The 12,522-nt window shown below is 44.0% G+C and carries 11 protein-coding genes; all 11 read left to right on the top strand.

Annotated elements, in window-relative coordinates:
• Positions 1-821 precede the first annotated feature (821 nt).
• The 11 genes from AC58UU_RS31415 to AC58UU_RS31465 all read left to right on the top strand — a co-directional run bounded on the left by AC58UU_RS31415 (position 822) and on the right by AC58UU_RS31465 (position 12,494).
• Positions 822-2,489: a sensor histidine kinase gene (locus AC58UU_RS31415; RefSeq protein WP_497321422.1), complete on the top strand. Its 1,668-nt coding sequence runs from the start codon at positions 822-824 to the stop codon at positions 2,487-2,489.
• 8 nt (positions 2,490-2,497) lie between these two features.
• Positions 2,498-3,157, top strand: a complete 660-nt coding sequence (locus AC58UU_RS31420; RefSeq protein ID WP_312880255.1) for a response regulator — start codon at positions 2,498-2,500, stop codon at positions 3,155-3,157.
• Positions 3,158-3,550: 393 nt separating this feature from the next.
• Positions 3,551-4,294, top strand: coding sequence for a YveK family protein (locus tag AC58UU_RS31425; protein WP_497321424.1), 744 nt, complete (start codon positions 3,551-3,553; stop codon positions 4,292-4,294).
• Positions 4,278-4,913, top strand: coding sequence for a CpsD/CapB family tyrosine-protein kinase (locus AC58UU_RS31430; RefSeq protein ID WP_497321425.1), 636 nt, complete (start codon positions 4,278-4,280; stop codon positions 4,911-4,913). The genes AC58UU_RS31425 and AC58UU_RS31430 overlap by 17 nt, the downstream gene beginning before the upstream one ends.
• 51 nt (positions 4,914-4,964) lie before the next feature.
• Positions 4,965-5,903: a UTP--glucose-1-phosphate uridylyltransferase GalU gene (galU, locus tag AC58UU_RS31435; RefSeq protein ID WP_497321426.1), complete on the top strand. Its 939-nt coding sequence runs from the start codon at positions 4,965-4,967 to the stop codon at positions 5,901-5,903.
• A complete protein-coding gene (locus AC58UU_RS31440; protein WP_497321427.1) occupies positions 5,872-6,588 on the top strand; it encodes a sugar transferase in 717 nt (238 codons plus the stop codon). The genes galU and AC58UU_RS31440 overlap by 32 nt, the downstream gene beginning before the upstream one ends.
• A gap of 29 nt (positions 6,589-6,617) precedes the next feature.
• Complete coding sequence (locus AC58UU_RS31445; RefSeq protein ID WP_497321428.1) at positions 6,618-7,550, top strand: glycosyltransferase; 933 nt, start codon at positions 6,618-6,620, stop codon at positions 7,548-7,550.
• Positions 7,547-8,896, top strand: coding sequence for an O-antigen ligase family protein (locus AC58UU_RS31450; RefSeq protein WP_497321429.1), 1,350 nt, complete (start codon positions 7,547-7,549; stop codon positions 8,894-8,896). Before AC58UU_RS31445 ends, AC58UU_RS31450 begins: the two co-directional genes overlap by 4 nt.
• A complete protein-coding gene (locus tag AC58UU_RS31455; protein ID WP_497321430.1) occupies positions 8,896-9,681 on the top strand; it encodes a WecB/TagA/CpsF family glycosyltransferase in 786 nt (261 codons plus the stop codon). Before AC58UU_RS31450 ends, AC58UU_RS31455 begins: the two co-directional genes overlap by 1 nt.
• Positions 9,682-9,691: 10 nt before the next feature.
• Positions 9,692-11,185 carry an O-antigen ligase family protein gene (locus tag AC58UU_RS31460; RefSeq protein WP_497321431.1) on the top strand — a complete coding sequence of 498 codons (1,494 nt, stop codon included), beginning with the start codon at positions 9,692-9,694 and terminating at the stop codon, positions 11,183-11,185.
• Entirely contained in the window at positions 11,127-12,494 is a 1,368-nt protein-coding gene (locus AC58UU_RS31465) for a lipopolysaccharide biosynthesis protein (RefSeq protein WP_497321432.1), read from the top strand. Before AC58UU_RS31460 ends, AC58UU_RS31465 begins: the two co-directional genes overlap by 59 nt.
• Positions 12,495-12,522 lie beyond the last annotated feature (28 nt).

A 12,522-nucleotide genomic window follows, 5' to 3' on the forward strand; every position in this document is an offset into this window, starting at 1 on the left:
TTTTCGCGCTTATTTGTTCGGGCGCTCCTGAATAAGCGCGTTTTCCGCGCTTATTCAGAACGGACGTGCAGGATGGTCTGCTGAGAAGTCGATTTTCGACTTCTCAGACTCAGTCGGCGAGCTTCTGCTCGCAAAGCTCACGCTGTAAGCGCGTTTTTCGCGCTTATTTGTTCGGGCGCTCCTGAATAAGCGCGTTTTCCGCGCTTATTCAAAACGAACGTGCAGGATGGTCTGCTGAGAAGTCGATTTTCGACTTCTCAGACTCTGTCGGCGAGTTTCTGCTCACAAAGCTCTCGCTGTAAGCGCGTTTTCCGCGCTTATTTGTTCCTTTAGGAGGGCGGTTGGAGATGTGTTGCATGGAGTTGACCGAGATAAACTCTGAAACGGAGCTAACGTAAGCCCTGACCGAGCTAGCAACGAAATCCGAGCCTAACTCAAAATGAAAACCATATTAAAGCCAGAATTATGTCAATCCCTGTTTAAAAGCTTCTCAAAGTGAGCTCAAAACGAGTCTATGTGAACTAAAGTATAATTTTTCGCAGGAAATTTATGGTACAAAAGGATGAATTTTTTTATAGCATTGGAATCCCTTTCAGTTTTTTATTCGCCAAAAGGTTAGGTCTATGTAATCAAACCGTCTAGACCTTTACTCCTGAAATTCACTATTTTCCATTTAATGAGACACAAAACTACAAATAATACGAAGTATATAGTCATATTAAGCCCTTTTGACTGTAAAAATTTAACTGTTATGATAATGGTAAACTTGGGTATTGTTTAAGGAACCAAATAAAAATATCGGTTAAAGGATGATTACACAGATGAGGAAGATGTTCTCTGGTGAAAGTAAAGTCTTTTACTTGTACCGGTATATTTCGCTTGCAGGAACTTCGTTAGTGTATGCCATCGAGGATCGTGGCCCCCCGTTAATTTTAAAAATAGGCATCATCTTGGTGCTATTCATCTTTGCCAAGTGGATTACGGACATGTATACCCAAAGTGGCCAAGCCTCTCGCACAATTAAAATAACCGTAGGCTTGGAAATGACAGGGATGATGATCCTGCATCTTCTAAGCGGCGGTATGGACAGTCCGTTCCTCTGGTGCGTATTCAATCCCGCATGGATGGCTGCCAGCTACCTCTCCTCTGTTTACTGCTGGTTTATGATGCTGAGTTACTTCTTATTCGTCACCGCATTTACCTACTTTTTTGCCAATGACCAGACGCAAACGCTAGTTGATATGTTACTAAATGAAAATCGCTTTTACCTGATGCTATTATTCATGACCCTCTCTATTCAACTATTAGCTGGCGTCAAAAGTAGGCTTGAGATTGCAAGCGCTCGAACCACGGAGACGATGGAGCATATGAAGTCGCTGTATCAAATTGTGGAAGCAGCTACGCATAGCGAATCGGAGAATTTGAAAATTATTTTTGCTGAATTTGCTCTAAAGCTGACCAAGCTCAAGATGTCCTTTTTCTGGGATGTCAATGGCAGTGGGAATGGCGGGCACGATCATCTGATTATCCAGGGTGTCACGCCCGTTGGTGTAGAAGCTGCCCTGTCAACAGCTATTGAAATTCATGCGGCCGAACTCAGACAGCTAGATAGTTGTATGGTGATGGGTCTTCCTGAGTATGGTGATTTTCTTGTGATTCCCATTAAGTCGTCGACCCGATTCTGGGGAGTGATGGGGGTTAAGGTTGAACGCTCCAGCTATGAGGAGGGTAGACATTGGTTCGTAAAACAGCTGTATTTTCTATCTGAGCTGTGTGCCGTCATTTTGGAGAGGCACCAACTCGAGCGTATCGAGAACCAGCTAATGATTATCGAGGAACAGAATCGAATTGCCGATGAGATGCACGACAGCGTCTCGCAGTACATTTTCGGAATTGTATATGCTGTACATTCTCTCAGTCGCAAATGGAAAGACATTTCAACAGATCAGATCAAGGAGCAGCTGCAAATTATCCAAGAGTCATCTGTAGCGGCATCTCAAGAGCTTCGTTCAACCATTTATAGTCTTAGCTCTCGGAAAAACGGCGGTGCTTTTTGGATCACAACCGTCAAATCTCATCTAGACAGCTTGTCCAAGCTCCACGCTGTGAAAGTAACATTAAATGTGACTGGTGATGATCATGGTCTACAGGTCAATTATCAAAAGGCTTTGTTCAGAATCATATCGGAAGCAACTGGAAACGCCATTCGTCATGGCCGAAGCAGTCACATTAAGGTAGATCTCAGTATGAAGTCAGATGAGGTGAAGCTTTCGGTCTTGGATAACGGAAGTGGATTCAGTGTAGCAGAACGTCTGTCTGATCCTAAGGTATCTGGGCTTGGCGTGAACAACATGGAGCTGCTTGTTCAGTCTTTTGGCGGAACGATTAACATTCAGAGCACGAAAGGAAAAGGTACACATATTCAAGTGACCCTCCCATCTGGGCATCAGGATAAAAAGGAACTGAATGAACTTCAGATGATGGGCTAAACAAGGTCATGAAGGCTATTCCCATTCTAACGAAAGCTGGTGGTACTTTGAAAGTTGTTATCGTAGATGATCATCCGTTGGTGAGAAAAGGATTGTCAGCTGTGCTAAAGCTTGAAGCTAACATCGAAATTTCTGGCGAATCGGAAACGGTGGAGCACGCACTCCAGTTAATCAAGGAAACGAAACCGGATCTGGCTATCGTGGATCTTAAGCTGGGGAATCGTTCTGGACTCGAAGTGGTTGAGATGATTAAAGATTCGCCATGCCGAAGTATCATTCTGACTTCATCGACCATGGAGCAGGATGTAAGAAGGGCAGAGGCTGTGGGTGCGGATGGTTATGTACTCAAAGAAGCGCTGCCAGAAGAATTGCTGCTTGCCATTAAATTGATTTTCAAAGGGAAAAAGTATTACGATCCAGGTTTAATGGAAATGTTGTTCAAGAAAGAGGAAGAAGACAGCTTCAGTAAGCTTACGCCGAAGGAGCGGGAAGTGTTAATTGGTCTTGGAGAGGGCTTGTCCAATCAAGGAATGGCCAAGAAACTGATGGTAACCGAGTTCACAGTCAAGAAGCATGTAAGCCAAATTCTAAACAAGCTATGCGTCAACGATCGTACGCAAGCGGCTTTGTTAGCGCAATCCAAAGGACTAGTCAGCAGTTTTCAGTAAGCCATTTAAGCATACATGGTCCGAAAGTATACCATCGCTTTATTACATATAGCCATTGGGGGATACACGAAATAGACCCTAAAAATTATAATATCGGGTAATATCATAATTCTGGGAATTCATATAGTATTTGTGTATAACCAACTAACTGACAAAAAGCGGCATTCTTCATTCCTTTTGATCGTAGAGTGCTTCACCTAAGCTACGGACTAGCTAACTCTGTCGAAAAGAGATTGTTGAATGCTCTGGCTAAAGGAGTGATTGAATGTCGGTTTGATAGTGGGGGGTACAGGTAAATAAAACGCTTTCATTGCAAATATCATAGCTCAATTTTTAAGGAAAAGCAAGACTGTATTCATCGATTTTAAACTATTTTTTTTTCGGGAGGGTACCATGGAGAAATCGATCTTAGATTACTTTGTACTCATTCGCAAAAAGCTGTGGATGATTGCGCTGTTCGTTATTCTCTCGTGTCTGACAACGTTCTATGTCAGCAAGACATTCGTTGAGCCTGTTTACAAGGCGAACACACAAGTGCTGGTTAGCAGCACGTTTAAGAGTGAAGAGGCGATAGATCTTAACGATGTATCGATGAACTTGAATTTAATTGAGAGTTACAAGGAAATCATCAAGTCGGATCATACCATTCAAATGATGCTGCAGAGTCACCCCGAATTCGGTATGACCCAGAAGGAACTGCTGAAGAATCTGAAGGTGAGCTCCACGGATAAAACACAAATTATCAAAATTGAGCTTGAGGATCATAGCTATGAAAAAGCGGTTGTGATTACCAAGACACTTGCAGATACGTTCATTAGTGAAGTACCAAGCTTGATGAATATGAATAATGTTAAGATTCTTTCTAGTTCTGATGTTGCTGTGAAGCCGTTGCCTGTGAATTCCAGTGTAGTAATCAATCTTGCTTTGAGCTTCATTTTATCGGCGATGGCAGCTATTGGTGTATTCTTCTTCTTTGAAAATATCAATGACACGATTCGTTCTGAAAAAGAAGCCGAGCATATCGTTGGGCTGCCAGTACTCTCTTCCATAGGAACGATTAAAAAGGGTAAAGCAGCTAAACCTTCGCGTGCAAAAAGCAGAGAGGTAGGGGAAAAGGCATATGTCACAGCTAAGTAATGTTCTTGTGGCTGAATTGGATCCGATTTCGTCGGTCTCCGAAGCTTATCGCTCCTTGCGTACAGCGGTACGCTACAAAAAGGTTGTACCAGCAGGTCAAGGAATGGTTCTTATGGTTGCATCTCCCAAGGCGCAAGAAGGCAAGACGACGACCCTTGCTAATTTGGCTATTACCTATGCTCAGGAAGGCAAGTCTGTCGTGGTCCTTGATTGTAATTTACGGCAACCAACCCTGCATGAGATGTTTGGTGCTAAGAATTCGAAAGGCCTGGTCCACTTTTTAACTAAGGGGCTAGCCATTGAAGAAGTCATTACACCGACAGGAATCATCGGGCTTGATCTCATCGCCAGCGGTGGTCAACCGCTGAATCCATCCGAGCTGTTAGGCTCAGCCAATATGGATGCCTTGATGAACGGGCTCAGGAAGCGATATGAAGTCATTCTCATCGATTCGCCATCAACGCTTGACTATACAGATGCTTGTTTACTTTCTGAGTATAGTGACGGTGTGATGCTAGTTGCCAAAAATGGTAAGACGAAGCGAGAATGGGCGAAACAAGCGAGAACACAGTTAGAGCAGTCTGGAGCCAGAATGCTTGGCATTGTTTTCAACCAATAATTGAATACAGTAACGGCTAGACTTTCCATAATCGGTAGGAGGATGAGAGAGATGAAAAAGGTGAAAAAAGCAATTATTCCGGCCGCAGGATTAGGAACGAGATTCCTGCCTGCTACGAAAGCGATGCCCAAAGAGATGCTCCCGATCATCAACAAGCCGACTATTCAATACATCGTGGAAGAAGCCATCGAATCCGGAATCGAAGATATTATTATTGTTACAGGCAAAGGGAAGAGGGCAATCGAAGATCACTTCGATAATGCTTTCGAGTTAGAAAACAAGCTGTTGGAAACAGGGAAGCTGGAGCTTCTCAAGGAAGTTCAGCGCTCATCCAAGGTAGAGATTCATTACATTCGTCAAAAAGAACCCAAAGGTCTTGGACATGCGGTCTGGTGTGCAAGAAGGTTCATCGGGAATGAACCATTCGCTGTGCTGCTAGGCGATGATATTGTCACAGGGAAGGTGCCCTGCTTAAAACAGCTCATTCAGCAATATGAATTATCAGAAAATTCAGTTATTGGCGTACAAACCGTACCGCCAGAGCTTACCAATCGTTACGGCGTCATTGACCCAGGTGAGCAAAATAACCGCCTGTATCAAGTGAAAGACTTGGTTGAGAAACCAAAATTAGGCACAGCCCCTTCCAATCTTGCCATTATGGGTAGATATGTGTTCTCCCCTAAAATCTTTGAATTTTTGGAGCTTCAGGAGAAAGGCGCTGGTGGAGAAATTCAGCTGACAGACGCGATTCAGAAGCTTAATCAAATAGAACGAGTGCTGGCGTATCATTTTGACGGAATCCGTTATGATGTGGGTGAACGTCTTGGTTACATTCTCACGACAATGGCGTTCGCCTTGGAGAGTAAAGATCTTCGGCTCGATGTACTTGAAGCGATGGCTGCCATCCTTATCAAGGAGCAATATGCACCAATTCTAGAGCATCTGGGAGGTGTAGACCATGAGCTTGCGCGAACTGCAGGAGGATTATGAGTATCTGGGACCTCAGAAAATTCCACAGAAGAGCTACTACACGGCTACTACTCCTAGACCACAAGAAGGGAAAAGCGCTGCTTCCTATTTGTTTGTAAAGCGTATGCTCGATATTATGCTGTCCATCATGGGCATTCTCTTCCTGACACCGTTATTTATCATCATTGCTATCTGGATTAAGGTGGAAGATCCTAAAGGCTCTGTTTTCTTCAAACAAAATCGAGTAGGTAAAGACGAAATACTGTTTCCGATGTATAAGTTTCGCTCGATGGTGTCCAATGCGGAAGAGCTGAAGCAGCAGTTGATGAGTCAGAATGAAGTTGAAGGCGCGATGTTTAAGATGAAGAATGATCCTCGCGTTACACGCGTCGGACGATTACTGCGCAAAACAAGTATAGATGAGTTGCCGCAATTGTGGAACGTACTCGTCGGTGACATGAGCTTGGTCGGACCAAGACCAGCTTTGCCGAATGAAGTTAGTGAGTATACGCCATACGAGAAGAAGCGTTTGGCCGTTACACCTGGCTGCACGGGTTTATGGCAAGTCAGCGGACGAAGTAATTTAAGCTTCGAGCAAATGGTTGAACTCGATTTGACTTACATCAGAGAACGAAGCATTTTCTATGATTTGAAAATCATCTTGAAAACAGTTTCGGTCCTTCTAGGCTCCAAAGATGCCTTTTAGAGAACAGAAGGGAAAGGAGTAACACCATCGTGCTAATTCATCCTAAACCAAGGGTATCCATTGTCATCTGTACTTATAATCGTGCGGATTTGCTTCAAATCACCTTGAACTCGTTACCTGCTTTGAAGGCTATAGACAAAGCTGAGATTCTCATTGTGGATAACAATTCCACAGATCATACGCGTGAGATCTCACAATCGTTTATTCAGCGTCAAGCAGGTGGCACGGACGTTCATTATCTATTTGAACAAACCCAAGGGCTTTCGGCTGCGCGAAATAGAGGTATTCAAGAAGCTAAGGGTGATATTGTCGCCTTTCTCGATGATGATGCAGTTCCTTGCATGGAATGGATTCGCACCATCATAGACACCTTGGATACTCGGCAAGATGTGTATGCGATGGGAGGTGTGATTCGACCTCGTTTCGAAAGTGAACGGCCGAAATGGCTGATCGAAGCTCTGGAGCTGCCCTATACGATCGTTGACATGGGAGCAACTGTGCATGAATACCCGATGAACAGGCATCCATTTGGCGCGAATATGGCGATTCGCAAATCCTTTCATGACAAGTACTTGTTCCCAACCGACTTAGGGAGGAAGGGGACACTGCTGCTGTCTGGGGAGGAATCCTGGATATTTGAGCAGATGAAGAAAGAAGGGAAGGCTATTCTTTATCAGCCTTCCATGGTGGTTGATCACTTCATCCCGGATAGCCGCTTGACGAAGGATTGGATCAAGCAGCGCTATTATTATCAAGGTGTTACGAATGGCTCGATGCATAGAAGTCAAATCAGCAAGCTTGTTCTTCTCGGAAAGGTTGCCAGCAAAGTGCTCTACATTGCCGTAGATGCCTTGTTCGCGCGTACCGAAGGCAGAAAACTGTTGATTACATGCCGAATACAAAGCATAAAAGGCACGCTAGACACGCTCAGTAGACGTGGAAAAATGCGCTTAACAGGGTGAGGATACTGATGACGCCGGATATTCCAATGCTCAAAAAACCGATGTACTATGGTGCAGTCTATGTACTTCTTGCAGTCATGGTGGGCGTAGCTGCTGCTTATCAGCCTCTGTTCAGTATCTTGGGGCTGGGCGTGCTTTTCTCATTCGTTTATGCCATCTACCAGCCGGAGAAAATGAGTTATCTAGTCCTTTTATCGACCGCCATATCGATTAACTACATCGTCGAAGCGAATGTACCTGGTCTAGAGATTATTTCTCTTTATAAACTTGGAATATTAATTCTGTTAGTTCCCTGTATGCTGCAAAACGGACTTCGATGGAAGTTCATCTATCCCATAGCAGCTATCGCCAGCATGTTATTCCTTACCATCTTCTTCTCAGATTGGCATCCAAGGTTGACGTTATCACTCACCTTGAAAGCATTTATCGGACTGACGCTTCCCTTCTTTTTTCTCATGATTAAATGGAATAAAGGGACGGCTCAAAGGCATATCCGGATTATTTGTCTACTGCCATTGGTAAGTGTTGGAACTGGGGCGCTCCTTCAATTGGCTCATCTGTATTCGTTTCTCAATGTGGAGTTCACGGGAGCGATTCGGGTACAAGGGGCGAATATCGCACCCCATTTGGCGATGCTAGCTTTTCTAGGCATTACGGTTGCCTTAATAGAGACCAAACGCAATCCACTGCAAGCCAAGTTTTATTATTGTACATTGGCTGCTAACTTTGCGATTCTGATCGCTACGGGAACTAGAGGACCTATCCTCGCCATGCTGGCCATGGCTGCTTACTATTTCTTCGATATGGTTAAGCAGTATATCAAAGGGAAGCTAATCTTAATAATCCCGCTGCTATGTTCCTTGGCCTTGATCGGTGGAGCCGTCTATGTGCAGTGGGACAATATGACAAAGCGTTCGTTCGAACGCCAGACAGGTACAGGAATTGACTTGTCTGGAAGAACAGAAGCATGGAGCTACTTCTTAAAAGGGGTGAAAGATTCCCCCCTGACAGGTAGAGGGCTAGGTGCGGTTACCGTCGCGAATGACGGAAGTTTATATGAAGGTTTTGTGGTTCCCCATAACGAGTACATCCGCTTTTATTATGATGCTGGTTATATCGGATGCAGCCTGTTGTTTCTATCGTTACTAGTCTTATTTGGAATGATCTATCGAGTAATCCCGCAGAGAATTAAGATTTACTACGTGGCGTTCATCCTGGCGTTCTTTCTATATTCCTTGTCGGATAACACCTTATCGACTGTTCAATTCATCATTCCTTTTTGCTGGTATTTGAATAGCTTGTATATCCTGTCAACGACAAATTCGAAAAAAGAAGAAGTGATCTGATGAGTAGAGTGACTATGTTCGATGTTAATTTTGATAATTATGATTTTCTGGACTTGCTTGCCTATATGGATGAGGTCATACGCCAGAAAAGTCATTCTTACATTTTGACCTGTAATGTCGATCATTTAATCAAGCTCAGAAAGGATGCTGAGTTTCAGAAGGTGTATTCAGGTGCAGGTGCCATTGTTGCAGATGGTATGCCGATCATATGGGCATCGAAGATGCTCCGTAAACCGCTCAAACAGAAGGTATCCGGATCCGACTTGTTCACAAAGTTAGGTGAAGCTTTTGCAAGCAGACAATACAAACTATTTTTCTTAGGATCAGCTGTCGGTATTCCGGAGCAAGCGGTAAAGAATCTGAAGCTCGTATTTCCAAATCTGAATATCGTTGGCTGTTATTCACCCTCCTATGGTTTCGAGAAGAAAAAAGAGGAGAATGAGCAAATTATTCAGATGCTAATTGATACGCAGCCTGACATTGTGTTTGTTGGCGTTGGCGCTCCGAAGCAGGAGAAGTGGATTTACCAGAACTATCTTCAGTACAAAGTCCCGATCTCTATTGGCGTAGGCGCAACATTCGATTTCATTTCGGGCACAGTGAAGAGAGCACCGCACATTATGCAGAAAACAGGATTCGAATGGTTCTGGCGTCTTGCCCAAGAACCGCGAAGGTTATGGAAGCGTTACTTGGTTCACGATGCTATGTTTGCTGTCTTGCTATGGCGGGAAGTTGTTAAGCAATTCAAGATGAAACGGGAGGGGACGGGAATCAACAGTGGATGAAATAAGCAAAATGATTAAGCCCCCTTTTATCACGACGCAGGCTAGTCGGATGACAATCCTGTTGGTTGGAATGGCTTTGTTCGTCTCTTTACTCATTGGTTATTCTAGTGCAACCCTGGATCCTGAACTTAGTATACAGATCACAATCTTGTTGATGCTGCTGTTTCCCGCTTTTGTGATGGCCCTGATAGATTCGCGTCGATTGATTCCTTATATTCTGCTCGTTTGGGTCATATGCCCGGAGATCCGGAGAATCCAGGATTGGATGGAAGGTACGTACCATTCTGTCTCCTTGTTGAGTATTGCGCCACTGCTAACGAGTGCGGTAGTGATAATACCGGTCATCTCCAAGTTACATCAAATGGATTCTCGAATTAACAAATCGCTGATTTATCTAGCCATTGTGCTGTTATACGGAAGTTTATATGGTATAACGAAAAATGGCAGCGGAGCTTTATACGATTTATCTAATTATTTTATTCCAATACTGTTAATCCCTTATGCAGCCCTGTCTAAATTTGATAGTAAAGCTCTAGATCGCTTACTTATAGCATTGTCTGATACCGCGATCTTGATTGCTGTTTATGGCATTATCCAATATGTGATGGTGCCGCCATGGGATGCTTTCTGGATGAATCATGTGGAGATGACTTCCATTGGAAAACCGCTTCCCTTGGAGATCCGAGTGTTCTCTACGCTGAATTCCCCAGGACCGGCAGGGACGTATCTAGCATCTGCACTTGCACCGATGATTCTAGATAAGAGGTGGCGGGGTTCGCTGGGTTGGCTTGGTGTTATTCTCGTAACGGTGGGACTGCTTATCACATTAGTGCGCTCTGCCTGGGTTATGTTGTTCATCGATATTGTCATTTACACAGCAGTTTCAGCTGGTAGACAAAAATGGAAATTAATTGCTCAATTAACAGCTGTAATTGGAGCCATGTATGTCATTATTCCAAAGCTTCCCGGTGCACAAGGGCTTGTGGATCGTTTGGGCACAATGACAGCTATACAAGACGATCATTCGTATAATGAAAGACTTGATTTCTTCCATACGGTTTTCCCCATGTTATTTGCTAAACCGCAAGGGTTAGGTCTAGGCAGTATCGGTGTCGGCACCAAGCTGAGTAACGGGGGAGCACTTGGCGAATATGGCATCTTCGATAATGGATTTGTTGCTGTGTTTCTAACCTTTGGTATCCTCGGAGGCTTGCTGTTCTTCTGGGCGCTATGGGTTGTCACTAAATTCCTCTTATCTCAAAAAAATCAAACGGACGGTTTGAACCTTTACAGTAAAATCGCGCTCTCCGCTTTGCTAGGAAGTATCATTTGCCTAGTGTTCGAAAATGGGTATACAGGTTTGAAAGGCTTTCTACTATGGATGGTCGTAGGAGTTGGAATTATGGCGCATCAAACGATCGTTCAAGAGAGGAGGCAAGTTTCGGATGCAGCAACCAGTCAACTTGAAAATAGTCCGCATAAAGCCTCTATTCGGCTTCATTAAAGCATTCTTTTCAAGCAAGAGTCATATCTCGGCTTCCATCAGAACAATGTTTTTCAGTGTACTAATCTTAGTGATTAATATGCTTACAGGTATTTTGACAGCACGATTTCTAGGACCATCAGGCCGAGGAGAGCAAGCGGCTATGGTCTTATGGTCTCAGTTCCTAGCCTTTAGTTTCACTTTCGGTCTGCCTTCCGCCATTATTTACAACGTGAAAAAGAACATGAAGGATTCCGCCAAGCTTTATTCGACCGCTGTTCTCATGGGTTTGACAGCAGGCATGCTTGCGATGAGCTTGGGGATACTGGTTTTACCCTATTGGCTCCGTACGTATTCAGACAGCGTGGTCCTTTTCTCCCAATGGTCCATGGTGCTCGTACCTCTCATTGTATTATCTCAGATTAATAATGCGATGATGCAGGTGAGAGGCGAATATAAGCTGTTCAACCGTCTGCGCTTTCTTGTTCCGCTAAGTACGCTCATCGGCTTAGGGCTGCTAATCCTAACAAGAACAATGAATCCTTACACGTCAGCCGTGGCTTATCTCGCTCCGGCGGTTCCCTTTTACATATGGACGACAGTGCGCTTACTTAATCAATACAAATTCGTGATAAAGGATGCTTTTCACTCCTTTAAGACATTAATCCGGTACGGTATTGGATCTTATGGCAATGATTTAATGGGCAATGTCTCCTATTATATCGATCAAATTGTTATTATCGGTCTCCTTAATCCAACGGAGCTTGGACTGTATGCGGTGGCAGTAAGCCTCTCCCGTGTAGTCAATATTTTCTCTACATCCATTATCGTGGTGTTGTTCCCGAAAGCATCGGGTTTACCTAAGGATAAAGTCGTTGAGATGACATTCCGTGTTTACAGGATCAGCACTTGTGTCGCTTTACTTTGCTCCATGATGATTATGTTGGTTGCACCTTTCGTAATGCCTTTACTGTATGGCCCTGATTTTAAGGAAGCGATCAGTGTTTTTCGAATGCTGCTCCTCGAAGTTTCCATCTCCGGCGGAACCATGGTTTTGGCTCAAGCGTTCATGGCATTAGGAAAGCCCAAGATTGTTACGATTCTGCAAGGGATTGGGCTGCTAATCGTCATCCCGTTACTAACGGTACTGATTCCGAAGTTCGGATTGTTCGGTGCGGGAATGGCCATATTATCATCGGGTTTACTGCGATTCGTCTTTATTCTATTTAATGTCAAATTCACCTTGAAGACGAAACTTCCTAAATTATTGATTAATAAAGATGATGTGCGTTGGTTACTTTCAGCAATATCAGAATATAAAGCCAAATAATTTGTTTGAAACTGGGGGAGGGGCGAAC

The organism is Paenibacillus sp. JT22N1 (assembly GCF_059692155.1).